Source organism: Thalassospira sp. CH_XMU1420-2 (assembly GCF_037029325.1).
In the GTDB taxonomy this organism is placed as follows: Bacteria; Pseudomonadota; Alphaproteobacteria; order Rhodospirillales; family Thalassospiraceae; genus Thalassospira; species Thalassospira povalilytica.
This window is the reverse complement of the sequence record NZ_JAYMEG010000003.1, coordinates 40424-65010: the sequence shown is the minus strand read 5'-3', so window position 1 is coordinate 65010 and position 24587 is coordinate 40424. Positions and strand designations below refer to the sequence as shown.

Annotated in this window: 22 protein-coding genes; 12 read left to right on the top strand and 10 right to left on the bottom strand. The window is 55.4% G+C overall.

Annotation, left to right across the window (positions count from 1 at the left end; all coding sequences use genetic code 11):
* Positions 1-10: 10 nt before the first annotated feature.
* Both otnI and gcvA read right to left on the bottom strand, forming a co-directional pair.
* Positions 11-802, bottom strand: coding sequence for a 2-oxo-tetronate isomerase (gene otnI, locus WA429_RS09925; RefSeq protein WP_101248044.1), 792 nt, complete (start codon positions 800-802; stop codon positions 11-13).
* An 81-nt stretch (positions 803-883) separates the two neighbouring features.
* Entirely contained in the window at positions 884-1777 is an 894-nt protein-coding gene (gcvA, locus tag WA429_RS09920; RefSeq protein WP_287465918.1) for a transcriptional regulator GcvA, read from the bottom strand.
* Positions 1778-1900: 123 nt separating this feature from the next.
* Here gcvA and WA429_RS09915 point away from each other — a divergent pair, with 123 nt between their 5' ends.
* Entirely contained in the window at positions 1901-2590 is a 690-nt protein-coding gene (locus WA429_RS09915) for an FMN-dependent NADH-azoreductase (RefSeq protein ID WP_287465917.1), read from the top strand.
* A gap of 62 nt (positions 2591-2652) precedes the next feature.
* On the opposite strand, the gene WA429_RS09910 is transcribed toward WA429_RS09915, so the two are convergent.
* The gene (locus WA429_RS09910) at positions 2653-3945 is read right to left on the bottom strand and encodes an NAD(P)/FAD-dependent oxidoreductase (protein ID WP_287465915.1); all 1293 of its coding nucleotides are present in this window, start codon (positions 3943-3945) and stop codon (positions 2653-2655) included.
* A 191-nt stretch (positions 3946-4136) separates the two neighbouring features.
* Between WA429_RS09910 and WA429_RS09905 the strand changes: the two genes are divergently transcribed.
* Both WA429_RS09905 and hemN read left to right on the top strand, forming a co-directional pair.
* Positions 4137-4565 (top strand): HIT family protein, encoded by a 429-nt coding sequence (locus tag WA429_RS09905; protein ID WP_068518152.1) that lies wholly within the window; start codon positions 4137-4139, stop codon positions 4563-4565.
* A 91-nt stretch (positions 4566-4656) separates the two neighbouring features.
* Positions 4657-6012 (top strand): oxygen-independent coproporphyrinogen III oxidase, encoded by a 1356-nt coding sequence (gene hemN, locus WA429_RS09900; RefSeq protein WP_287465913.1) that lies wholly within the window; start codon positions 4657-4659, stop codon positions 6010-6012.
* Between the two features lie 62 nt (positions 6013-6074).
* Here the strand turns inward: hemN and WA429_RS09895 are convergent, their stop codons facing one another.
* The gene (locus tag WA429_RS09895; RefSeq protein WP_287465912.1) at positions 6075-6899 is read right to left on the bottom strand and encodes an aldo/keto reductase; all 825 of its coding nucleotides are present in this window, start codon (positions 6897-6899) and stop codon (positions 6075-6077) included.
* A 93-nt stretch (positions 6900-6992) separates the two neighbouring features.
* Complete coding sequence (locus WA429_RS09890) at positions 6993-8177, bottom strand: MFS transporter (protein ID WP_206927323.1); 1185 nt, start codon at positions 8175-8177, stop codon at positions 6993-6995.
* Positions 8178-8325: 148 nt separating this feature from the next.
* Between WA429_RS09890 and WA429_RS09885 the strand changes: the two genes are divergently transcribed.
* Entirely contained in the window at positions 8326-9237 is a 912-nt protein-coding gene (locus WA429_RS09885) for a LysR family transcriptional regulator (RefSeq protein ID WP_287465911.1), read from the top strand.
* Here the strand turns inward: WA429_RS09885 and WA429_RS09880 are convergent.
* Complete coding sequence (locus WA429_RS09880; RefSeq protein WP_287465909.1) at positions 9229-10179, bottom strand: DMT family transporter; 951 nt, start codon at positions 10177-10179, stop codon at positions 9229-9231. The two genes, WA429_RS09885 and WA429_RS09880, sit on opposite strands and share 9 nt — an antisense overlap.
* A gap of 65 nt (positions 10180-10244) precedes the next feature.
* On the bottom strand, positions 10245-11252 hold the full coding sequence (locus tag WA429_RS09875) for a mitochondrial fission ELM1 family protein (protein ID WP_287465907.1): 1008 nt from the start codon (positions 11250-11252) through the stop codon (positions 10245-10247).
* Positions 11253-11491: 239 nt separating this feature from the next.
* Between WA429_RS09875 and WA429_RS09870 the strand changes: the two genes are divergently transcribed.
* From WA429_RS09870 to WA429_RS09840, 7 genes are all read left to right on the top strand, one after another.
* Positions 11492-13564, top strand: coding sequence for a sensor histidine kinase (locus WA429_RS09870; RefSeq protein WP_287465905.1), 2073 nt, complete (start codon positions 11492-11494; stop codon positions 13562-13564).
* Positions 13565-13605: 41 nt separating this feature from the next.
* Complete coding sequence (locus WA429_RS09865; protein WP_068518160.1) at positions 13606-14967, top strand: sigma-54-dependent transcriptional regulator; 1362 nt, start codon at positions 13606-13608, stop codon at positions 14965-14967.
* 312 nt (positions 14968-15279) lie between these two features.
* Positions 15280-16269 (top strand): TRAP transporter substrate-binding protein, encoded by a 990-nt coding sequence (locus WA429_RS09860; protein WP_068518161.1) that lies wholly within the window; start codon positions 15280-15282, stop codon positions 16267-16269.
* 42 nt (positions 16270-16311) lie between these two features.
* Positions 16312-16887, top strand: coding sequence for a TRAP transporter small permease (locus WA429_RS09855; protein ID WP_250282983.1), 576 nt, complete (start codon positions 16312-16314; stop codon positions 16885-16887).
* Between the two features lie 21 nt (positions 16888-16908).
* The gene (locus WA429_RS09850; protein WP_068518163.1) at positions 16909-18318 is read left to right on the top strand and encodes a TRAP transporter large permease; all 1410 of its coding nucleotides are present in this window, start codon (positions 16909-16911) and stop codon (positions 18316-18318) included.
* Positions 18319-18696: 378 nt separating this feature from the next.
* Positions 18697-19950: a multidrug effflux MFS transporter gene (locus WA429_RS09845; protein ID WP_287465903.1), complete on the top strand. Its 1254-nt coding sequence runs from the start codon at positions 18697-18699 to the stop codon at positions 19948-19950.
* A 26-nt stretch (positions 19951-19976) separates the two neighbouring features.
* Positions 19977-20486, top strand: a complete 510-nt coding sequence (locus WA429_RS09840) for a DinB family protein (protein ID WP_068518166.1) — start codon at positions 19977-19979, stop codon at positions 20484-20486.
* 8 nt (positions 20487-20494) lie between these two features.
* Here WA429_RS09840 and WA429_RS09835 read toward each other — a convergent pair whose 3' ends face one another.
* From WA429_RS09835 to WA429_RS09825, 3 genes are all read right to left on the bottom strand, one after another.
* The gene (locus WA429_RS09835) at positions 20495-21280 is read right to left on the bottom strand and encodes an enoyl-CoA hydratase/isomerase family protein (protein WP_287465902.1); all 786 of its coding nucleotides are present in this window, start codon (positions 21278-21280) and stop codon (positions 20495-20497) included.
* A gap of 115 nt (positions 21281-21395) precedes the next feature.
* Positions 21396-23153 (bottom strand): SulP family inorganic anion transporter, encoded by a 1758-nt coding sequence (locus WA429_RS09830; protein ID WP_287465901.1) that lies wholly within the window; start codon positions 23151-23153, stop codon positions 21396-21398.
* 110 nt (positions 23154-23263) lie between these two features.
* Complete coding sequence (locus WA429_RS09825) at positions 23264-23578, bottom strand: helix-turn-helix domain-containing protein (protein ID WP_233433177.1); 315 nt, start codon at positions 23576-23578, stop codon at positions 23264-23266.
* 244 nt (positions 23579-23822) lie between these two features.
* Here WA429_RS09825 and WA429_RS09820 point away from each other — a divergent pair, with 244 nt between their 5' ends.
* Positions 23823-24512 carry an orotate phosphoribosyltransferase gene (locus WA429_RS09820; RefSeq protein ID WP_101248029.1) on the top strand — a complete coding sequence of 230 codons (690 nt, stop codon included), beginning with the start codon at positions 23823-23825 and terminating at the stop codon, positions 24510-24512.
* Positions 24513-24587: the final 75 nt, after the last annotated feature.

The window sequence follows — 24587 nt, the reverse complement described above, 5'->3', positions numbered from 1 at the left end:
CAAGACGGGCTCAGGCACCGGGTTTTGGCATCCATGGCCGAACCCAGCCAAGCCCGTCTTCGGTTTTGCCATGCGGCTTATATTCGCAACCGATCCAGCCGTCATAGCCAATGCGATCAAGCATATAAAACAGGAACGGATAGTTCAGTTCCCCGCTATCAGGTTCATGACGACCCGGCGCGCCGGCAACCTGAACATGGGCAATGCGATCAAGATGCTTATCGAGGCGGGCTGCGATATTACCGCCGACAATTTGTGCGTGATAGATATCAAATTGCAGCTTCAGGCGCGGATGACCCAGCTGTTCAAGGATCACGGCAGCCTGTTCGACGGAATTCAAAAGATATCCCGGCATATCAACCGGATTGATCGGTTCGATCAGGATATCGACACCGGCCTGATCGGCAAGGTCGGCGGCATAAAGCAGGTTGTCGCAATAAAGACGCGCCAGTTCGCCGGAATTTTCGTTTTCCCCCATCACACCGGCCATGCAATGAAGCATCTTGCAGCCGGTTGCGGCCGCGTAATCAAGCGCCTTGACCACGGAATCGCGAAATTCGTCTTCGCGTCCCGGACGACAGGCAAGGCCGCGGTCACCGGATTCCCAGTTGCCGGCGGGAAGGTTGAACAAGACCTGTTCAAGGCCGTTATCGGTCAGCAGTGATTTGACCGTCGATAACGGCATGTCATAGGCACCGATATATTCAACCCCGACAAATCCCGCATCGGCCGCCGCCGCAAATCGTTTTTCAAACGGAAGATCGGCAAACAGAAACGAAAGATTGGCGGCAAAACGTGGCATATCGCACCTGACGGGTGAATGGAAACGGGCACGTATGGTTTCCCAACTGCCTGATCAGGTCAATGATCAATCAGCGGATTTTCAGGATGCGGTTGGCAATTGGGCAACCTGATTTGAAATCCAGTCGGCGAATGCATCGACCTCGGCCCGGTTGGTGCCGCGTCCGGTATGCAGGAAATGATACTGATGACCGTCCAGATGCTGATCAAAGGGCATGGTCAGAAGGCCGGCATCAAGTTCATCGCGCGCCATTGCCGGACTGGCAAGAACCACACCCTGCCCGGCAATTGCCGCCTGAATGGCGTGGGTATCATCGGAAAAACTGATGCCCCCCGATGTTTTAAGCCCCTTGATCCCGTTTGACGCTGCCCAGCGTTCCCAAGTCGGCGTCACGTCATCGGGACTAAGCCAATCAAGATGCAGCAAGGTCGCATTGCAAAGATCATCACCGCTTTGAATGCCCAACATCGGGCTGCAAAGCGGGGCAAAGGTTTCACGAAACATCGTTTGGGCAACAAGCCCCGGATATGGACCACGCCCGTATCTGATCGCGGCATCCACCGCCCCGCTGGCAAGATCAACCGCCGCAGCCGAGGTATGAAGACGCAGATGAATATCAGGATAGCGTTTTTGAAAATCCGGCAAACGGGGCAACAGCCATTTGGCCGCAAAAGACGGAAGAACCGAAACCGTCAAACCACGCGATGTCTTGCGATGGCGAATGGCATCAACCGCATTGGCAAAGGATACAAAGCCGTCGCGCAGCACCGGGTACAGTTCCTGACCGGCCTGGGTCAACACGACCTGGCGTGGTTTGCGATCAAACAGACGCACACCCAGCGTTTCTTCCAGAAGGCGTATCTGATGGCTGATGGCCGTTGGTGTTACGGCAATCTCGCCAGCAGCCTTTTTAAAGCTTTGATGACGCGCAGCAGCTTCGAACGCGCGCAAGGCAGCAAGGGGCGGCAAAGACATATGGATGAATTCAACTCATCTAGAACATGATCAATTCGATTTTGCCCGAGGCATCAAAACAAGGCAAGTCTTGGTCATCACATGAACACAGATGAAGTGATTTCATCAAAAATGGAGACCGCGATGACCAGAATTCTTCATATCGACAGTAGCGCCCGCCCCGGCCGATCCGATCAGAAACCGCACGGCTCCCACAGCCGCCGTCTGACCGCCAAATTCATCGAACATTGGCGTTCCGCGCGGCCCAATGACGAGATCATTTATCGTGATGTCGGTGCAAATCCGCCCGCACCGGTCACAGGCGACTGGGTCCATGCAGCATTTACCAAACCCGATGATCGCGAAGACTGGATGCATGACGTTCTTCGTGAAAGCGACCTTTTGGTCGATGAACTTTTGGGTGCCGACATTATTGTCGCGGGCGTTCCGATGTATAATTTCGGCATGCCCGCCCAGATGAAGGCATGGGTCGACAACATTGTGCGTGTCGGCAAAACATTCGGCTTTGACCGGTCCCGCGACGGGGTTCCCTATTGGCCGATGGTGACGGACGGCAAATCGATTGTCGTTTTGTCATCGCGTGGCGATTACGGTTATGACGCGGGTGGTCGGGTCGCGCATCTGAACTTTGTCGAACGCGGGATTTTTACCCCGCTTGAATATATCGGCATCACGGATCAATACGGAACCGCGATTGAATATGACGAGTTCGGTGATGACCGCACCCAAAAGTCGATCGCACTGGCCGAGGCCGAGACAATCTCAATTGCCGAAAAACTGATCCGAATACACGCGACCAAAAATGCCGCCTGAAACCCGGACCGGGCACGGTTGATCGCCCTGCCCGGTCCGTTCACAAGCAGCGTCGTGCCAGATCATCCGGCTTTCTGTTTGGCGGCTGGCACGACCGCACGGGCATTGTCCTTGTCCAACCCGGTAATCAGACGCGCGCCCTTTTTGCGGAAAAGGTAGCTCCAGACCCATTGCACCATGACCAGTGCCGGGGCCCGAATACCGATCAGGAAGTAAATATGCGCAAGCCCCCAGAACCACCAGGCAAGCCAGCCTTTCAGCTTGAACCCGTTAAGGTCAATCACCGCACGGTGGCGACCGATCGTCGCCAGATTACCGGCATGGCTGTATTTGAATGCCGGTGTTGATCGCCCATCCATCAGATCGAGAATACGACGCGCAACATACTTGCCCTGTTGCTTGGCTGCCGGCGCAATTCCCGGAACCGTCAAACCATCCCGCCAGGGCACATGGGCCGCATCACCGATGACAAAAACATTCTGATGGCCCGGCACGGAAAGATCGGGTTCAACAATAATTCGCCCGCCACGATCAGCGGGTTTCTGTACCCAGTCCTTAAGATCGGGCACCTGAACCCCGGCCCCCCAGATCACATTGGCTGCCGGGATAAATTCGTCACCGATCTTAACCCCCTGTTCGGTGATGTCGGAAACCGGACTGCCAAGACGGACTTCAACGCCAAGACTTTCAAGGGATTGATGGGTATATTCCGACAGGCTGCGCGGAAATGCGCCAAGAAGCCGGTCACTGCCTTCGACCAGAATGATACGGGCATCACGCGGATCAATCCGGCGGAAATCGTCGGTCAGGGCCTTTTTCGCCAGTTCGGCAATTGCACCGGCCATCTCGACCCCGGTCGGGCCACCGCCCACGACAACGAAATTGAGAAGACGGCGTTTCTGTTCTTCATCCTCGCTGTTTTCGGCACGCTCAAAAGCCAAAAGCAGGTTTTTACGGATGTCGGTGGCCTCGGTAATGTTTTTAAGCCCCGGCGCCAAAGACGCCCAATGGTCATGGCCGAAATAGGATGTGACCGCACCGGTCGCCAGGATCAGATAATCATATTCAAGATGATGATCCCCGGACAAAACACGTTGCCCGGCCAAATCGATCCCGGTGACCTCGCCCATGAAAACCGAAACATTCGGTGCGTGGCTGAAGATGCTTCGGGTTGGCCAGGCGATTTCAGCGGGCGAAAGATCGGCTGTGGCGACCTGATATAACAGGGGCTGAAACAGGTGATGATTGCGCTTGTCAATCAGAACGACTTCGACATTCTTGCCCGCCAGTTTTTTGGCGGCACTCATTCCGCCAAATCCGGCCCCGACAATGACCACACGTTTCTGATCGGACATGCTGGCATACTCCGTTTTGTCCATAACCGGCCGGGCATGGCCCGGTCCCAGGCGAAAGCCTGGATCAGGACCTAGTGACAATATCGGGAAAGCGCAAGAAATCCAATGTGATCAACGGCACACGCAACCCAAGACAAGCACGCACCTTGCCGTTATAAGAACGGTCTGTTGTCATCAAGATAGAGGCCCACATGAACAACGCCTTTTCGCTTCATCCCCAACTTGCCGCCGATACAACGCTGGTTACCGACGGCCCGCTTTCGCATGTGTTGTTGATGAATGATGCGCGTTATCCCTGGTTGATCCTTGTGCCCAAGCGCCCTGATCTTGTTGATTACGATGATCTGAGCCCAGAGGACCGCATCACGCTGGGCAATGAAGCCGCCGCCGTTTCACAGGTGATCAAACGCCGGTTTGATGCGCATAAGACAAATGTCGCAATGCTGGGCAATATGGTGCCGCAACTTCATTGTCATGTTGTCGGACGGTTCAAGGATGACCCGGCATGGCCCGGCCCGATCTGGGGCGTTGGCACGGCCGAACCCTATGACGAGGAAGCCGGGCGTGACCGGCTTGCGGCATTGCGCGCCGATCTGATTTCGGCCTTCAAGCATCTTTGATCATCGATGCTCTTTGCTTGACGCACATCAAGGCAGCGCAGATTGGAATAATGCAAAAGACGGATAGAACGAATTAATCGGGATATCCGTCATGCAGCTGGCTCTTTACGAAAAATACGATCTGCGACTGCCGCGTTACACCAGCTATCCGACAGCCCCCCATTTCCATGCCGGGATCAACGGCACCGTGTTTGAAGGCTGGCTTGGGGAACTTGACCCCGCACAGCCGCTGTCGCTGTATCTGCATGTTCCCTATTGCGAAGAAATGTGCTGGTTCTGCGGATGCAATACCAAGATCACCAAACATTACAAGCCGGTCACCAGCTATGTCGGGGCCCTGCTTGGTGAAATTGAAAGCACGCTTGGCAAGCTGCCAAAGGGTAGCCGATTTGTCGTTTCCCATATCCATTTCGGCGGCGGCAGCCCCACCATCCTAAAGGCCGACGACCTGCGCACGATCATGGCTGCGATCAGCAACCGGCTGGATCTGTTGCCTGATGCCGAAATTGCCATTGAAATGGACCCGCGCACCGCAACGGCCGACTTCATGGATGCCATGGTCGAATGCGGCTTTAACCGTGCCAGCATCGGTATTCAGGATTTCCATGACGACGTCCAACGGGCAGTCAACCGCATTCAAAGCATTGATCTGGTCCGTGATGTGATTGACGGGCTTCGGAATCGCGGGATTACGGGCATCAATGTCGATCTGATGTATGGCCTGCCCCATCAGACGATTGATACATTGCGTGACACGGTTGATCAGACCGTTTCGCTGCGCCCTGACCGGCTGTCGGTTTTCGGATATGCCCATGTGCCATGGATGAAAAAGCACCAGCAACTGATCCCGACCGAAGTTCTGCCCGACACACAGGAACGCTGGGCGCAGTATGAAGAAATCCAGAACCGGCTATCGGCCCATGGATATATCGCCATCGGGCTTGATCATTTCGCCCATGAAGCCGACAGCATGGCTGTTGCAATTCGCAATGGTGAATTGCACCGCAATTTTCAGGGATACACAACTGATCGGGCCGAAGCCCTGATCGGGTTTGGTCCATCGGCGATTTCGTCGCTGCCACAAGGATATGCGCAAAACGATCCGGCACTGGCGCGCTGGCAACGCAGTGTCGAGGCCGGAATGTGCGCGATTGAAAAAGGCGTCGCACTAAGCGGCGAAGACAAGCTGCGCCGCGAAATCATCAACGAATTGATGTGCAATCTTTCGGTCGATCTTGATGATGTATGCGCCCGTTTTCAGACATCAGCCGACCGGTTCCGCCCGGAACTTGATCGCATCGACGCAATGAGTGCGGACAACATCGTCAAAGTTAACGGCCATAACATTATTTTGACCGAAACCGGGCGCCCGTTGGTACGTGCAATCTGTGCGGCCTTTGATACCTATCTTGATCCTGCGCATGGGCGCCATTCACAGGCTGTCTGACCGAACATTCGCGTAAAAAAGGGGCCATATGGCCCCTTTTTTCGTGGAATGGTGCCTTGTGATCAATCCCAGTCCGGGGCCAGCCCGTCCGGGCTTACGATCCGGCCGTTTTCATCGGCAAGGTCATGGATGGCCTGCATCTGTTCACCGGTCAGTTCGAAATCAAAGATATCGAAATTCTCAAGCAGGCGCTTTTCCCCGACGGTTTTTGACAGGGCGATGACGTTGTTTTGTTCAATCACCCAGCGCAACACGATCTGGGCCACGGATTTTCCCTGGTCTGCGGCAATCGCCTTAAGGGTATCGTTTTCAAACACCTTGCCATCGGCCATCGCAAAATAGCTTGTCAAAGACATGCCAAGCTTGTTTGCGGTTTCCATGACCACCGACTGATCGATGAAGGGATGATATTCGATCTGGTTGGTGACAATCGGCGCATCGGACAGGGCGACTGCTTCGTTCATCAGGGCGGTGTTAAAGTTGCTGACACCGATATGACGCACCTTGCCGGCTTTGCGTACTTCGTTCAGTGCACCGATCTGTTCGGCAAGTGGCACATCCTTGTTCGGCCAATGCAGCAACAACAGATCGACATAGTCGGTCCGCAGCTTTTTCAGGCTTTCATCAACCGATGCGATGAAATCATCATGGCGGTAATTCGACACCCAGACCTTGGTTGTCAGGAAAATATCCTGACGCGGGACGGATGACAGTTCGATGGCTTCGCCAACGGCTGCTTCGTTTTCATAGATCTGGGCGGTATCGATATGGCGAAAACCGGTTTCCAGTGCCTTGGGCACAATCCGTTTCACGTCATCTTCGGAAATGCGAAATGTCCCAAATCCCAATGCCGGGATGGTGGCGCCATTTGTCGTTACTTCAAACATGTTTTCAAACCTCGTTGATTATGGGTCTGTCTGCGAAACATCCCGCGGATGGTTTCGTTCCGGACCCGATGAAAATTCTTTGGGAAAGGCCGGTTATTCGGCCGGTTGCAGACGGGCAACGTCACGACGGTCAAGCGACCCGCTCAGCACGGTCAGGCCAAGGGCAAGAACCACAAGAATCGCCCCGATCCACGGTGTTGCCGCCAGTCCAAGTCCGGATGCCACAACATGCCCGCCAATCCATGCGCCCAGCGCAATGCCAAGATTGAAGGCCGCAATATTGAGCGCGGATGCAACATCAACCCCACCCGGCCGGTGTTGTTTGGCAAGTTTCACGACATAAAGCTGCAAGCCCGGAACATTGGCAAATTGCAGGAAGCCAAGCGCCCCAAGGGTCACAATGGTCGCAACCGGTGAAATCGCGGTAAAGCTGAACAGCACCAGCACCGCCGCCTGAAGCACGAACAGAACGGTCAGGGCGCGCACCGGGTTTCGATTGGCAAGTTTGCCCCCGGCAATATTACCGATCGCAATCGCCACACCGTAAAAGATCAGGATCAGACTGACCGATGATTCGGTAAAACCGGTAATTTCCTGCAAGATCGCCGACAGATAGGTAAAGGCCACGAATGTGCCCCCATAGCCCAGGGCTGTCATGCCATACACAATCAGCAACCGCGAACTGCCAAGCACCCGCACCTGATCACCAAGACCGGCCGTTTCACCGCGCTTGAGATTGCCCGGCAACAGCAACGCAATCCCGGCAAAGGAAATCACACCAAGCAGTGCAACACCCCAGAAGGTCGCGCGCCAGCCAAACATCTGCCCGATAAAGGTGCCAAGCGGCACACCGGTCACAATGGCAACGGTCAGCCCCATGAACATCATGGCAATCGCCGATGCCCGGCGGTCTTCCGGAACCAGATCGGCAGCAATGGTCGCCCCGACCGAGAAGAATACACCATGGGCAAAGGCCGAAATCACCCGCGCAACCAGAAGCAATTCATAACTCGGGCTTAGCGCGGCAACACCGTTACCGATGATGAACAGGCCCATAAGCCCCAACATCAGGGATTTACGGTTCATGCGCCCGGTCAATGCCGTCAGGACCGGGGCACCAAAAGTCACGCCAAGGGCATAAACACTGACAATCAGCCCCGCCATCGGCAGGGTCACATCAAGATCGCTTGCAACTGTCGGCAACAGGCCGACAACCACAAACTCCGTTGTTCCGATCGCATAGGCCGCGATGGTCAACGCAAACAAGGCAAGTGGCATTCAAATTCTCCTTCCGCACTTAGCGCGGATAAACAGGTTTCATCGGGGTTTCCCCGGAATTTGGTGTGACTATGCCAATCAAAACCTTGCGCGATAATCCGGATTGCGCGACAACCATATTTGAATTCAATTCAAAAACGAGGATGCATTGGACAACCGTGCGGGCGAAATGGAGACCTTTATCAAGGTCATCGAACATGGCAGCTTTTCACAAGCCGGGCGGGATTTGCACATGTCGCCATCCGCTGTCAGCAAGCTGGTCACACGGATCGAAGACCGGCTTGGCACCAGACTTCTTGTCCGTTCGACACGGCAATTGCAGCTTACCCCCGAAGGCGAGATGTATTTGCGCCGCGCCCGTACCATCCTTGACCAGATTGATGAAACCGAACGGCTGATTGGTGGTGGCGGTCAGGCAGCCCCGCGCGGCAAACTAAGCATCAATGCATCCGTGGCCTTTGCCCAGGTCTTTATCATCCCCTACCTGCCCGGTTTTTTGCGGCAATATCCCGATATCGAACTGGAACTGACCCAGACAGACGGCATTGTTGATCTGCTTGAAGAGCGGGCCGATATCGCCATTCGTTCCGGCGGGCTTCCGGATTCCAGTTTGATGGCGCGCAAGCTTCTTGAAACCAAACGCAAGATCGTCGCATCCCCGGCCTATCTCGAACAGTGCGGGATCCCGCAAACGCCTGCCGACCTTGCCGATCACAATTGCCTGCGTTTCAATTTTATCAAGGGACGCAATTTCTGGCCATTTACCGATCCGCAAACCGGACGCCAGTTCGATCAGACGATCACCGGTGACTTTCTTGGCAATAATGGCCCATTGGTCAAATCAATGTGTCTGGCCGGTATCGGCATTGCGCGCATTGGCAATTTCCACGTCCATAATGCGCTTGAAAAAGGGGATCTGGTGGAAATCCTAGCCGACTGGACCAAAGACGATATTGAAACCGTTCATGCCGTTTGGGCCGGTCACGACCATCTGGCGACACGCATCCGGGCCTTTATCGACTTTGTTGTCGATTGTGTGCGCAAAAGCCCGTCACGATGATTTGCGCAGGGTCAGGATCACAATCCCGCTGACCACGATCAACCCGCCCACCATCTGGATCGGGCTGATCATCTGATCAAGGATCACCCAGCCAAACAACAATGTGGCAATCGGTTCAACATTCATGACCGACGCATTGCGCGCCATATCCAGACGCGGCACAGTGATGAACAGAACCGAAAAGGCACTGCCATAAAGTGCCACCAGAACGGCAAGCCCGATCCAGCCTGGCCCTGCCTGTGGCAAGGCCATTCCGCCCGGCAACACATCGCCCAATCCGGCAAAGATCATGGCGACAAACACCACCAGCATGGTGAACATTGAACGCACTGAACCGTTCAGTGCCGCCAGCTTGTGATCGGTCACCCAAAACGCAACCGACAGCGCCGTTGCCGCCGTCAGCGCAAAGGCAATGCCAAGCCACCATTCATCGGTGACCGTCACCCCGCCGCCGAGAATTCCCGGAAGATCAAGCGCCAGAACAAGACCGGAAAGTATGAAAAGCATCAATGCTGCCGACTTCAATGTCGGGCGTGCCCCGCCCAATCCCCAGGTCAACAGAGCAAGAATGATCGGAAATGTGTTGGCCGTCAGCAACGCCAGTGCCACCGGCACGCGGGCAACCGCGGAATAAAGACACAGGCTTTGCACCGTGATCATCACCCCCAGCAAAACTTGCCAGCGCCCGAGCCGCTTGGGCAGGCGAATGGAGTGATGCTGGAAAGTCACGATCGAAATCAGGATCAACAAGGCAACGCCGGACCGGCACAAAACCGCCAGCAAAAGCCCCGTGCCGTTTTCAAATGCCAGTCGGGCGGCAACATGATTTCCGGCAAAGCTGCATGCCACAAGCGCAAGCACCATCACCGCAATGTGGCGGGGAAAAAGTGCGGGCGCACCATTCTGGCGTGTCGGGGACGAATTGGCGTTGGCGGCGGGCATTCGCAGACATCCTGACTGTTCGGGGCACCCCGAATAGACCTTATGGCCATAGAAGAATCAAGGCGTTATATGGAATCCTGATGTTCTGTTGCGCGAAGAAGTTCCAGACATCTTTGCGCAACCAGACGGGCGGGCTGCAAGGACGGATGGCGGAACGGCACAAGCTCAGTCCCGGTTTGCATCGGCCGAGCATAATCGCCGTCATAAAGTGACTGGTGCAATCGTTGATGGCGCTCGGATGCCAATCCATCAGGGGCATAGATATACACCCCGCCCGGCGCGGCCGCGGCCTCGCAACACATGGAAACGGAATCCCCGGTAACAATCAGCACATCGGCCAGGGCCAGATACCCGAAATAGGGATTTTCATCCTGCGACGTCCAGTCATGGAGATGATAGCCAAGCCCCGACGCAGCGAGACGTTCGGCGATCAGTTCTTCGTTCGCCGGCCCGGTGCGCCGACTGGTCGTCACCAGCAAACTGCCATCCACCGCGCGGGCCGCGTCAATCGCACGCGAAATCAGTTCATCGGCCATATCACGGGTAAAGGTGGTTTTCTTTGTGCTGCCCCCCACGATCACGGCAAAACGCGGCGCCGGCAATCCTTTGAAATGAGGACGCCAGGTATCAGCTTCGATCAGAAGACGCGTTTCGGTAACACGGTGCGGCGCGCCCGGAATTTCAAGGATGTTTTCACGAAGCGCCATCCGGTCGTGGGCCGGAACAGCAATCAGATCAAATGCACTTTCACCACTATCGGGGCGCATGATCTGACAAATGCGGGTGTGGCCGCGGCTTTGTTTTTTGATCCATCGTGCCACCGGCGCGGTTCGTCGTCCGGCCGAAATCACCAGATCAGGCCAAGGTGCCACCAGACGCATGCGCGAGGGCACATCAACCCCGATCAAACTCGCCCCGCGAATGATATTGGGCAGGCGCGCCAGTTTTGTATATCCGATATCAACACGTTTGAAGGGTTGCGCCAGTGCTTCGGCCACACCGATTGCCTGATTGATGTTTCCCGCACGGTCATCGGCCAGAACCCAGATCAGATGCGTATCTTGTTCGGACATTCAGGGAGACTTTCCTGATTTGATTATTGTTATTGGATTGCGGCCCCAAAGATCATAGTCGCTAATCCTGCATGCGTCGATGGTCTGGCATGATTGGTAGCGTCAGATCACGGCTTTATCAAGCATGGACGCCGGGTTATGAAATTGGCGCTGGGCTTCGCAACAGTTTTGTAATTTAATCTGCGCCCACCCACCTATTCTTTAGGGTGGGTTTTAACCGTCAGTGAAGTGTGGACAGAATGCTTGGGACATCCGTTTCCGTCAAAAGAACATCGCGCATTGTCCTGTGCGTCTTGCTTGCCTTGTTGCCTATTACGGTCTGGATGGTCACGGAATTCTGGCGCGAGACCAAACTTGTCGACATCACCGAAGACGGCCGCAACAAACTGGAACTGTACCGGTCCAACCTTCAGGGTGCGATCAAGGAACACGAATATCTGCCGATCACGCTGGCATCTGACAAACGTATTCTTGATCTTGCTTTGTTTGCCGACCCGGCCAATGCGGCGGCGGTCAATGTCTATCTTGAAAAGCTGGCAGCCGACAGCGGTGCGTCCGACATCTATTTCATGGATCAGAACGGCACGACCATTGCGGCAAGCAACTGGAACAGTCAGGCATCCTTTATCGGGCGCAACTTTTCATTCCGTCCCTATTTTCAACAAGCCCAGGCCGGACTGACCGGCCATTATTTCGCATTTGGCATCACATCAAACGTGCCGGGCTATTACATTTCGCATCCTGTACGTCCGGACGGCACCACGTTCGAAGGTGCCGTGGTGGTCAAAACCCATCTTGAAACACTTGTCCAGCGCTGGGCACGCGGCAGTGAAAGCGTGCTGGTCACCGATGAAAACGGCATCGTGATCATTGCATCCCATCCCGAATGGCGTTTTCGCGATCTTGGTGGTCTGGCGGCCAAGGATCGCCCGCGAATTATCGCGTCGCGCAAATATGGGGATTACCCGCTTGCGCCGATGCCGTTGCTTTCGGGCCATTGGCCGTCCGATGATGATCTTGGCGTGTTGTCACTGGGAGGAACGCCACGTAGCGCCGGGGATCGCAATACCGACCGTGGTGCCGACTGGAATGCAGACCAAAATGCCCCTGCCCCGCGTGCACGCGGCGTCACAAACACGCCATCAGGTGATAGCGCATCGGGAAAACCCGAACCGGCCAGGACGACCTATCTGGTGACAGGAAGCACGCTTCCTGTTCAGGGATGGCGGATGTATCTGTTGACCGACAAGTCATCGCTTGATCGTTCCGTGATCAGTGCCGGGTTGATGGGCGGGGCTGCGCATATCATTTTCACCGGCCTTGTCTTTATCATTTTACAGCGCCGGCGCGCGATGCTGGAACAGCTTGAAATCCGGGACTGGTCGCAACGCGAACTGGAACGGCAAGTTCGCCTGCGCACCGCCGACCTGATGAGCACAAATTTGCGCCTGGCCCAGGAAATTACCGAACGTTCGCGCACCGAAGATGCCCTGCGATCAGCACAGGCCGAACTGGTCCAGACCAGCAAACTTGCCGCCCTTGGCCAGATGTCAGCCGGGATCGCGCATGAAATAAACCAGCCGCTGACCGCCATTCGCAGCTATGCGGAAAACGCCCTTAAATTCATTGCACGCGGCAACGAGGAAACGGCGACCCGCAACCTGCAACGCATTTCCGAACTGACCGACCGCATGGGGCGGATTACCAACAACCTTAAAACGTTTTCCAGACGCCCGGAACAGGACAACCACCCGGTTGATGTTCCCAAACAGGTGCAGACGGCGATTGATCTGGTGCTTGAAACCGGTCGGGCCGGCGTTACCGACATTGCGCTGAGCCATGATGAACATGTGCGCCCGGTCATTGCCGAGGCCAATCAGCTGACACAGGTTTTCATCAACCTGATCAACAATGCTGCCGATGCCTGCCAGAATATCAGTGACCCGAAAATCGAAATTTCAATCACCGAACGGGAAGACCGTGTTCTGGTAAAGGTCAATGATAATGGCCACGGCATTCTGCCCGAAAACCTGCCAAAACTGTTTGACCCGTTCTTTACCACCAAACCATTTGGTGACGGCCTTGGGCTGGGACTTTCGATCTGTTATGGCATCATCCGAAGCTTTGGCGGGACCATCCGTGCGGAAAACCGCCCAAATGGCGGATCCTCCTTTATCATCGAGTTGCGCCACGAAGGCATTGGCGAGGATACGGCGGAAAACAGCCTCTCGACGGCAATCGCCGGGCCTGATAGAAACTTCGGCCAAACCACGACCGTGCTTAATATGCTTAGCGATCAGGCCGACCTTTGACCGGGTTTCCTGATCCCTGATCCGGGCCGAAGGATACGCCAGTGCCAACCACCGCCGATTGCGTTCTGTTTGTTGACGATGATGCCGATGTGCGTGAAGCCGCACAGCAAACGCTTGAACTTGCCGACATTCATGTCGAAGTCTTTGCCGATGCCGGGTCCGCACTTGCCCGATTGCGCAAAGGCTGGCCCGGGGTGGTTGTTTCCGACATCCGCATGCCCAAGATGGATGGTCTGGAATTTCTGGGCGAAATCAAAAAGATCGATAATGACATGCCCGTCATCATGATCACCGGTCATGGCGATGTCGCGACCGCGGTCAAGGCGATGCAAAACGGCGCGTTCGATTTTATCGAAAAACCCTATTCCCCGGATCTGTTCATCGACATTACCAAACGTGCCATGGCCCACCGCAAGCTGATCCTGGAAAACAGGACGCTGCGCATCGAGTTGGCCCGTCATACCAAAAATGCATCCGACTTTATCGGCCGCAATCCGGCGATGGAAAAGCTCCGCACCCTGATCGGCAATGTCGCCAGTACCAATGCCCATGTCCTGATCAATGGTGAAACCGGATCAGGCAAGGAAGTGATTGCGCGCAATCTGCATGAAATGTCGGGGCGTCCCGGACCGTTTGTTGCGGTCAATTGCGGGGGCATGCCCGAAAACCTGATAGAATCGGAACTGTTTGGCCATGAAGCCGGGGCCTTTACCGGGGCGGACCACAAACGCATCGGCAAATTCGAATTTGCCGACAAGGGCACGATCTTCCTTGATGAAATCGAAAGCATGCCGCTTGCTCTTCAGATCAAGCTTCTGCGTGTCTTGCAGGAACGCGCCCTTGAACGGCTTGGCTCAAACCGGGTGCAGCCGATTGACCTGCGCGTTGTCGCGGCAACCAAGACCGACCTCAGAGAAGCATCTTCACGCGGCGAATTCCGCGAAGATCTTTATTACCGGCTGAATGTCGTGCAGCTCCATATTCCGCCATTGCGCGAACGCAAAGACGACATTCCGCTGTTGTTCGAACATTTCACCCGCGATGCCGCCAAACGGTTCGACCGCCCGGTCAAACTGGTCACCCCGGCTGAAATGGCACAATTCACCGCCTATGACTGGCCGGGCAATGTGCGCGAATTGCGCAACGCCGCCGAACGGCGCGTTCTTGGCCTTGATCCGCTGGCGACCGGCAATGACATGGCCAGCCAGAACGGCATGACCCTGCCCCAACAGGTCGAAGCCTTTGAACGAAGCCTGATTACCGAGGCCCTTCGCGAACATGGCGGCAATGTCACCGCCACGGTCAGTGCCCTTGGCGTACCGCGCAAAACCTTTTACGACAAGCTGACCAAATACGACATAACCCCCGCCGAATTCAGGCGCGCACGCAGCGCATCGGAATAATCCAAAGCCCGCCCTTCCGGCGGGCTTTTTCTTTGCCCTTTTGCCCGCAAGACCAGCGCAGCCACAATGTGCGGACATCCACACATCAGACAAGATTTCATGTGTGAAATCGACAACAAAACAGCCGAATATGCTGCAACGCAACAGCGACGAATACCGCACAAGTGCATGATTTTACGTTGTTATCCAGCATCCCTGAAAACTGGCCCGTACCTTGCTGATTACGGCACAGCGCCAAACGGCGTTTTAAAACGACGCCACAAAAGGCGCGCTTACGGGAAAACGCATAAGTTAGTAAAGGGAGACACTTTAATGCGTCCTATTACCAAGCATATCCTCGCAGCAGGCGTTGCCGCAGCAGCCCTGATGGGTGTTAATGCCGCTTCTGCACAGGAAGTCATCAAGTTCGCACACGTTGTCGCACCGAACACCCCGAAAGGTCAGGGTGCGGAATATTTCAAAAAGCGTGCGGAAGAAATCCTTGGCGACAAGGTAAAAATCGAAATTTACCCGAACTCCCAGCTGTTTGACGACGACAAGGTTCTGCCGGCCATCCTGCGTGGTGATGTTCAGTTCGGCGCACCGTCGCTTGCCAAATTCGGCAAATGGACCAAGAAACTTCAGGTCTTCGATCTGCCGTTCCTGTTCAAGGACATGGATGCTGTTTCGTGCTTCCAGGATGGCGAAAAAGGCCAGGAACTGCTGAATGCCATGTCTGGCAAAGGTCTGACCGGTGTCGGTTACTGGCACAATGGCCTGAAACAGCTTTCGGCGAACAAGCCGCTGCGCGTTCCCGAAGATGCCGCTGGCCAGAAATTCCGTATCCAGTCGTCTGACGTGATCGCAGCCCAGTTCGAAGCTGTAGATGCCGTCCCGCAGAAAATGGCGTTCTCGGAAACCTATTCCGCGCTTCAGACCGGCGTTGTTGATGGTCAGGAAAACACCTGGTCGAACATCTATTCGAAGAAATTCTTCGAAGTTCAGGATTACATCACTGAATCCAACCACGGTCTTCTCGACTATATGGTCGTGACCTCGACCAAATGGTGGGAAGGTCTGGATCCGGAAATTCGTGACGGCCTGACCCAGGCAATGAACGAAGCATCCGATTACGCAAACGGCCTGTCGGCTGAACTGACCGCAGAACAGCGTCAGGCAGTGATTGATTCGGGTGAAACCGAAATCCTTCAGCTGTCGGCTGACGATTTCGCAAAGTGGCAGACCGCAATGAAGCCGGTTTGGGATGAGTTCTCTGGCGATATCGGTCAGGACATCATCGACGCCGCTGCTGCGTGTAACTGATCCTTACTTTTTCCCAACATTATCGGAAAAGGGCCGTTTACGATGATCTCAACGGTCGTTAACCGGCTGGAGGAGGGCATTATTGCCCTCCTGCTTGCCTCCATGACTTCGCTGACCTTTGTTAACGTTGTCATGCGTTACGTCTTCAATTCCGGCCTGACCTGGGCCCTGGAAATTACCGAATTCCTGTTTGCCTGGCTGATCCTGTTTGGCATGTCATACGGGGTCAAGGTCGGCTCGCACATTGGTGTCGACGCGCTTGTGCGCCTGTTCCCGGACCGGGTTCAGCGCGTCATTGGCCTGTTCGTTGTTGCCACGGGCATCCTGTATTCAAGCTGGTTGATCATTGGTGGCTGGGAACTGGTCAGCTTCAACCACATGCTTGAAATGGAAGCCGAAGACAGCCCGATCATGCTGTGGTTCGTCTATCTGATCATGCCGGTTGGCGCTGCTTTGCTGGCGTTCCGTCTGGCACAGGTGGGCTGGCGCATCATTACCGGCAAACAGGTCGGCTTTAACCTGGCAGACGAAGCACGCGAAGCCATTGACCAGCTTAATCATGCTGGCAATGCCGCAGATGGCGACAAAACCGCCACACCGTCTAAGCCAAACGCATAAGCCGCGCGGGGGACATTTTTCATGACTATCGCATTTCTGTTTATCCTGCTGTTCGGCTTGATGGCACTGGGCGCACCGATCGCCATTTCGCTTGGTGTTTCTTCGCTTGCGACCATTCTGATGTTTGGCGATGACAGCCTTGCCACGCTGGCCGAAAAGCTGTTTGGCGGGATGGAACATTACACCCTTCTTGCCATCCCCTACTTCATTCTGGCATCGGCATTCCTTTCGACCGGCGGGGTTGCCCGCCGTCTGATCCGGTTTGCCATTGATACCGTGGGCTGGTTCCCCGGTGGTCTGGCCATGGCATCGGTTCTGGCCTGCATGCTGTTTGCTGCTGTGTCGGGGTCAAGCCCGGCAACCGTGGTTGCCATCGGCTCGATCGTGATCGCCGGCATGGTGCGCGCAGGTTATCCGCAAAGTTTCGCCGCCGGTGTGATCTGTAACGCCGGGACACTTGGCATCCTGATCCCGCCATCGATCGTTATGGTGGTCTATGCGGCCGCGACCGAAGTTTCGGTCGGGCGCATGTTCCTGGGCGGGGTCATTCCGGGCATCATGGTCGGCCTGATGCTGATGATTGCGATTTACATCGTTGCACGCATCAAGAAACTGCCAAGCCAGCCGCGTCCGTCACTTGCCGAATGGGGTGGTGCCCTGTTCTCGGCGTCTGGCGGGCTGTTGCTGGTGCTGCTGATCATGGGCGGCATTTATGGCGGGGTCTTCACCCCGACCGAGGCCGCGGCAGTTGCCGCCTTCTATGCCATGTTTGTCGCCGTACTGTTTTACCGTGACATGGGCCCGATCAAGGAAATGTCCTGGGTCCCGGAAAATGGCAATAAAAGCATCGGCAGCCTGATCGCCCACAACGTTCCCCAAATGGGCAAGGCACTGGCGTTGCTGCCATTTGACAAGGATGTGCGTCACGTTCTTCTGGATGCTGGCAAAGTCACCATCATGCTGATGTTCATCATCGCCAATGCGATGTTGTTTGCCCATGTCCTGACGTCTGAACGCATCCCGCACACCATTGCCGAAACCATCATCGGATGGGGACTTCCGGCTTGGGGCTTCCTGATTGTGGTGAACATCGTCCTGTTGCTGGCCGGTAACTTCATGGAACCGAGCGCCATTCTTCTGATCATGGCACCGATCCTGTTCCCGATTGCCATGCAGCTGGGCATTGATCCGATCCATCTGGGCATCATCATGGTGGTCAATATGGAAATCGGCATGATCACGCCGCCGGTGGGTCTGAACCTGTTTGTGACATCCGGGATTACGGGCATGCCGTTGCTCAAGGTTGTCAAGGCAGCCCTGCCCTGGCTGATGATCCTGCTGGGCTTCCTTATCTTGATTACCTATGTCCCGGCGATATCGACCTGGCTTCCGACAACCCTTATGGGGCCGGAACGGATCATGACCCACTAGTCATCCCCGTTTCACGGAAACTGATCTTCCAAAGGGCGACACCGCAAACCGGTGTCGCCCTTTTTGCATGCGCATGCATGGCTGCCATTCCGCGCCTGGCAAACTGTCGCGCTTGGAAAAAACAGCGATCTTGTGGATAATGATCTTTCTTCAATCGTTTCAGGTTGCTGTCCTTGATGGCGTGATCGACAATCGCGCAAGCCCGGACGCAAAGTTGCGCCGTTTATTTGCCTTTTCCTGTCCTGGTTCCGACCGTGACCCGCGTTCACATTTGTGCGCGGCCCTTTGCGCCCCACGCATTGGCAAATCAATGGCAACTTGCGCCGGCAATCAGGGATATGCGCCCTAAGCGCCCCTAATGAAACGGAATGCAGACATATGGCAAAGTCCATGCCCGATACCCGGCCCGATCCCAAACGTCTGGCCCTGCTTCTTGCAGCCCTGATTGCAACCGCGCCGTTTGCAATCGACACCTATTTGCCTGCGATCCCGGCCATGGCAGCCGATTTCGGCACTGCCACCCATGCGGTTGAAGTTTCAATCAGCACCTTTTTGATCGGCTTTGCACTGGGTCAGTTGATTGGCGGGCCGCTTTCCGATCGTGTCGGACGCAGACCGGTCGCCCTTGGCGGTCTTGTGATCTATATCGTGACCAGTGCGATCATTACCGGTGTCGATAGTGCGACAACGCTGAATGTCATGCGGTTTGTTCAGGCGATTGGGGGTGGCTTTGCGCTTGTTGTGGTCGGGGCATCTGTCCGTGATCTTTACGACGGCAAGGAAGCGGCCAAGATGTTTGCCCTGATTGCGGTGATCATGATGATCGCCCCGCTCGCCGCCCCGACGGTCGGTTCGGTGCTGCTGGTCTGGTTTAACTGGCAGGCGATCTTTGTTCTGTTGATTGTATATGGCAGCCTGATGCTGGGGGTTGTCTGGTTCAGAATGCCTGAAACCACCCGGTTCCGCCCGCATTATGCCGGCCCGACCCGGCGCGTCTGGTGGACCTATCTGGAAGTTTTGCGTACCCGGCGTGCCGTCGGCTTCATGCTGACCCATACCGGGGCAAGTGCGGTGATGTTCAGCTTTCTGACAGACAGCCCGTTCATGTATATCGATTTCTTTGGCGTCAGCCCGGCCCAGTTTCCCTATCTGTTTGGTGCCAATGTTCTGGTGATCGTTGTGTGCAACCGCTTGAACACGCCGTTGCTCAAACGTCTGGAACTCCATCAGATCCTTAAGATCGCAACCGCCATTCAGCTGGCAGCCGTCATCGGACTGTTTCTGGCGATCAATGTCTTTGAGCCAAGCCTTTATAGCGTCGTGCCGATGGTGATGATTTCGGTCGGGATGATCGGCCTGACGGCACCCAGTGCGACCGCATCCTTCATGCAGTTTTTCCCCCATATTGGCGGAACCGCGACCGCATTGATGGGCACCATTCAGTTTGCAACCGGTGCCGTGGCGGGCATGGTGATTGGTCATTTCCACGACGGAACCTTGTTGCCGGTGACCTTGTCCATGCTGGGCTTCGGGATTTTTGCCAATGTGATGGTCCATTTCATCGCAGAGGCCCGACCATCGGAAATCACGGCGAATTTACATGAAACGCGCTCGACCGAAGCAGCGGGTTAAGACCTTTCCAAGGAGCACCATCAACCATGGCAAAGATGAATTTCAACGATTACGGGCGCTGCATGGCGACCTATAACAGTTGGCAGAATGCGGTTCTGTTTGATCTGTGTGAACAGATTGGCGACGAGGAACGCCGCCGTGATCGCAACATGTTTTTCACATCAATCCACAATACGCTGAACCATATTCTTTATATCGATCTGCGTATTCTCGACATCCTCAAGACCGGTCAGGCCGGCCCGTATGATGCACGCACCATTGTTGCCGATGATTTTGACGATCTGAAAGAACAGCGCATCCGGATCGACCGTGAAATCGGCGCCTTTGTCGATGCCAATGACCATGCCTGGCAGGACGGTATTCGCGAATTGCAGGGGCTGGACGGGATCAAGCGCAAACTGCCCCGTCAGCTTTTCCTGATGCAGCTGTTCAACCATCAAACCCATCACAGATCGCAAATCACCAGTGAATTGCACAAGATGGGCATTGATTACGGCATCACGGACGTTCCGTTAACGCCCGATCTGCCGCTGTAAAGCCGGGCCTATTTGCCGGTAAAGACAGCTTTGCGCTTTTCAAGGAAGGCAGTGTAGCCTTCCTTGAAGTCCGCGCTGTCAAAAGCGCGATAGCCTTCGTCAAACTCGCGCGCATCAATTGCCCCGCCCTGACGCAGGCGATTGATCATTTTCTTGTGCAGGCGCTGGGTGATCGGCGCACCACCGGCGATGCGATGGGCGGTTTTGTCGATCTCGGCATCAAAATCGGCAATCGGCACGTGACGGGCAACAAAGCCGATCTCGCGGGCGCGTTCGGCACCAAACACCTGTCCTTCAAGAAGAATTTCAAACAGGGCGGCCTCCCCCAGAAGATCAAGCATGATCTCAAGCTCCGGATAGCCAAGTGTCGCGCCAAGCTTCATCGGCGGCACGGCAAATTTGGCGTTATCCGCCGCAACGCGCAGATCACAGGCCGATGCCAGCACAAACGATGCCCCCATGCACGGCCCATCGATTGCCGCAATGACCGGATGGGTGCAATTCTGGATTGCTTGCAGGGCCTCGGCATGAAGCAACCCGTAATCACGGGCCTTTTCGAAACCTGCCCGTTCGCGGACAAATTCATGAATATCGGCCCCCGCGCCGAACCCGACCCCGTCGCCGCCGCGAATGACAATACAGCGCAGATCAAGATCGTCGGAAAGCTCCTGTGCGATATTGGCAAGCGTGCCCCACATCGGCTTTGTCAGCGCATTCTTGCGTTCAGGCTGGCAAATGGTGACAGTTGCGATGCCATCTGCAATGGCAACATTCAATCCGGTCTGGTCGGTCATGACATTTCCTTTGGGGCTTGCTGTTTTGGCACAGCTTAAATCGGCATAACGATACCGAATAAACCGAAACAACCGATTTGCCAATATAAGACAACAACTTCATCGCCGTCGGGCATCAGGCGTGATGCTTGCCGGTCAGTTCGGTTTTTGCCGTGACCACGGGATCAAGCCGTTTGTTCAGCCAGGCGACCGCCTGATCAATATCGGCTTCATAATGTACCATTGGCGGCTTCATCCCGTGGACAAAAAGGTCACGCCGGATATCGTGTTTTGTCCCGCAAAAGACGATATTCCCGCCACGCCCGCGCACCTTCTGTACCAACCCGGCCAGCGTATTGGCTGCTGTTGAATCCAGAAATGGAACAGCGGAAAAATCGATCACAAGTGCCCGGCGCGTATCACCAATACGGTCCAGGACCGATCCGAACGCCGCCGTCGCGCCAAAGAAAAACACCCCCGAAATACGAAAGACAACAATATCGGGATCGCCTGCCAAGGCGGTTCCATCCTGGGGCACTGAAACCTGACTGTCTGCGCGGTCTTCGGCAACAAATGGCGTGTCGCTTTCGACATCGGCGATATTGGACATCCGGCGGATAAACAAAACCGATCCCAGGGCAAATCCGACCACAATCGCCTCAAGCAGGTCGCGAAACACCGTCAGCAATAATGTCGTCAGCAAAACAGCCGCATCACCGCGCGAAGACCGCAACAATGTGATGATCGCATGTCTTTCAATCATGTTCCAGGCAACCACCGCCAACACACCGGCAAGACATGCAAGCGGAATGAAGCTGGCCAGGGGGGCGGCAATCAGGATGAACAGCAACAGGAAAACCCCGTGCAGAATTCCGGCAACCGGCCCATGTGCCTTGGAACGCACATTGGTTGCAGTACGCGCAATCGTGCCGGTCACGCAGATGCCACCAAACAGACCCGACGCAACATTGGCGACACCTTGTGCCACCAGTTCACAATTTGAACGATGCCGCCGCCCCGTCATCCCGTCCGCAACCACGGCCGAAAGCAAAGATTCAATCGCGCCCAGCAACGCAAATGCAATGGCGTTGGGCAGAACGGCCTGTATTTTGGCCACCGTGATTTCCGGAAGCGACGGCACCGGTAATGAACCGGGAATGCCCCCAAAGACACTGCCGATCGTTGAAACCGGCAAATCAAGCATGGCGGTCGCCGTTGCCGCACAGGCCACCGCAATCAGCATCCCGGGCCAATGTGGCCGCAGATGTTTGAGACCGACAATTATCAGGATTGTCAGTCCCGACAGGACCACGGTGGTCACATCGGTTCCGGGCAAGGCATCCCAGATGACCGGCAATTTTTCAAGAAGCGGTCCGGGCTCCGCCCCCGACAGCTTCAACCCCAAAAGATCCTTGATCTGGCTTGCAAAGATAATGACAGCAATACCGGCGGTAAAACCGACCGTAACCGGATATGGAATGAACTTGATATAGGTTCCCAGACGCAGAAAACCGATCAGAACCAGCATCCCGCCAGCAAGGATTGTTGCCAGCAACAAGCCATCCATCCCGTGTTGCTGAACCGTTGCCGCGACAAGCACGATGAAGGCCCCCGCAGGCCCGCCAATCTGAAAACGGCTTCCACCAAGAAGTGATACCAGAATACCGCCAATGATCGCGGTATAAAGCCCCTGGGCCGGGCTTGCCCCCGACGCGATGGCAATGGCCATCGACAAGGGCAAGGCCACGATTGCCACCGTCAATCCGGCAATCGCGTCGGCACGCAACTGCGCAAGACCATAGCCTTCCCGTAAAACCGTGATGAGTTTCGGGGTGAAAAGCTCCACAAATCCCGGGCCGGTTGGGCGGCCCTTGTTTGGTGTTGCTGTCTTCATGGTGTCTGGCAACCTCGTGACAGTGATTGCACAAAACGGTTCCCCGTTCAGATAACCGGGCAACCGCCATATTCGTCAATGGACTTTGACCCTGAACAAGGGCGTCATTCTTAAACCGCGTTATCGTCGCGGGCAGGCTGTGACACGGGGTCCTTTAACCGAACGCCGCGCCCCGTGGCTGTGCTGGGAGCCTGTTCACCGATAAGTTCGATACCGGCACGATCAAGGGCCGTGACCACCTTTGACAATGTGTCGACCACACCGCGAACATTGCCCTGACTGGCTTCCATGCGCTGAATGGTCGGTACCGATACCCCCGCCATTTCGGCAAGTGTTTTTTGATCAATCCCCAAAAGGGCACGCGCAGCCCGCATTTGTCCGGCTGTAATCATATCGGCACCTTTGTCTTCGTCGTCCTTGCACACGCCCCAAAGGACCCAATGCGCATAATTTCGATACTAAACCATAATATTGATGTTTGAAATATCAATATTGCTGCTTGTGATACGACATTACGCGCGGCATGCAGAAATCAGCACGGGTATAGACACCGGATCGGCCGGTACCACCGGCAAACCTGACCAAATGGTCAGCGGCTTTTCTTTGCGCTTTTTGGCAGAAAGCGTTAAGAGGTCGGCAAATATACGATCCGAGAAGGGTAAATTCGTCATGACCAACGCCAATCCGACCGCGCATTGCACTTATGCCGCGAAAACCGTTGCCAAGATTTTGCTTGATATCGGAGCGGTGAATTTCCGCCCGGAAGAAGCCTATATCCTGACGTCCGGCTGGGCCAGCCCGGTCTATATCGATTGCCGCAAGCTGATTTCATTCCCGCGTGCGCGCCGCAAGGTCATCGAACTTGCTGCGCGTCAGGTTTCTGATGCCGCCGGTTACGAGGCATTCGACGCGGTTGCCGGTGGTGAAACGGCTGGCATCCCCTATTCGGCGTGGCTGGCAGATGCCCTTGATCTTCCGATGCAGTATGTCCGCAAAAAACCCAAAGGTTTCGGGCGCAAGGCCCGCATCGAAGGGGATATTCACGAAGGTCAGCGTGTTCTTCTGGTCGAAGATCTGGCAACCGATGGCGCATCGAAAGTCAATTTCGTCAATGCGATCCGCGAAGCCGGTGCCGAATGCAAACATGCCTTTGTCGTTTTCTTCTATGACATTTTCGAAGGCGCACTTGATGAACTGCGCAAAGACGACATCGAAATGCATTACCTTGCAACCTGGGCCGATGTGCTGGCCGTTGCCGAAGAAGGCGAATATTTCAGCAAGGAAGCCATCGAAGGTGTTCGTTCCTTCCTGAACGACCCGATCGGCTGGTCCAAGGCCAATGGCGGCAAGCACGACTAAACTGCAACAAGCCCAAAAGACAAAACGCCCGCAGGTTCAACCAAGCGGGCGTTTTTTATTGCCTTTATTGCGCAT

Coding starts and splice junctions, on each gene's coding strand:
- WA429_RS09915 (WP_287465917.1), top strand. CDS start 1,901: ATGACCAGAATTCTTCATATCGACAGTAGCGCCCGCCCCGGCCGATCC.
- WA429_RS09905 (WP_068518152.1), top strand. CDS start 4,137: ATGAACAACGCCTTTTCGCTTCATCCCCAACTTGCCGCCGATACAACG.
- WA429_RS09855 (WP_250282983.1), top strand. CDS start 16,312: ATGATCTCAACGGTCGTTAACCGGCTGGAGGAGGGCATTATTGCCCTC.
- WA429_RS09875 (WP_287465907.1), bottom strand. CDS start 11,252: ATGTCCGAACAAGATACGCATCTGATCTGGGTTCTGGCCGATGACCGT.
- WA429_RS09820 (WP_101248029.1), top strand. CDS start 23,823: ATGACCAACGCCAATCCGACCGCGCATTGCACTTATGCCGCGAAAACC.
- hemN (WP_287465913.1), top strand. CDS start 4,657: ATGCAGCTGGCTCTTTACGAAAAATACGATCTGCGACTGCCGCGTTAC.
- WA429_RS09830 (WP_287465901.1), bottom strand. CDS start 23,153: ATGAAGACAGCAACACCAAACAAGGGCCGCCCAACCGGCCCGGGATTT.
- WA429_RS09890 (WP_206927323.1), bottom strand. CDS start 8,177: ATGCCACTTGCCTTGTTTGCGTTGACCATCGCGGCCTATGCGATCGGA.
- WA429_RS09870 (WP_287465905.1), top strand. CDS start 11,492: ATGCTTGGGACATCCGTTTCCGTCAAAAGAACATCGCGCATTGTCCTG.
- WA429_RS09845 (WP_287465903.1), top strand. CDS start 18,697: ATGGCAAAGTCCATGCCCGATACCCGGCCCGATCCCAAACGTCTGGCC.
- WA429_RS09850 (WP_068518163.1), top strand. CDS start 16,909: ATGACTATCGCATTTCTGTTTATCCTGCTGTTCGGCTTGATGGCACTG.
- WA429_RS09895 (WP_287465912.1), bottom strand. CDS start 6,899: ATGTTTGAAGTAACGACAAATGGCGCCACCATCCCGGCATTGGGATTT.
- WA429_RS09910 (WP_287465915.1), bottom strand. CDS start 3,945: ATGTCCGATCAGAAACGTGTGGTCATTGTCGGGGCCGGATTTGGCGGA.
- WA429_RS09860 (WP_068518161.1), top strand. CDS start 15,280: ATGCGTCCTATTACCAAGCATATCCTCGCAGCAGGCGTTGCCGCAGCA.
- WA429_RS09840 (WP_068518166.1), top strand. CDS start 19,977: ATGGCAAAGATGAATTTCAACGATTACGGGCGCTGCATGGCGACCTAT.
- gcvA (WP_287465918.1), bottom strand. CDS start 1,777: ATGTCTTTGCCGCCCCTTGCTGCCTTGCGCGCGTTCGAAGCTGCTGCG.
- WA429_RS09835 (WP_287465902.1), bottom strand. CDS start 21,280: ATGACCGACCAGACCGGATTGAATGTTGCCATTGCAGATGGCATCGCA.
- WA429_RS09880 (WP_287465909.1), bottom strand. CDS start 10,179: ATGCCCGCCGCCAACGCCAATTCGTCCCCGACACGCCAGAATGGTGCG.
- otnI (WP_101248044.1), bottom strand. CDS start 802: ATGCCACGTTTTGCCGCCAATCTTTCGTTTCTGTTTGCCGATCTTCCG.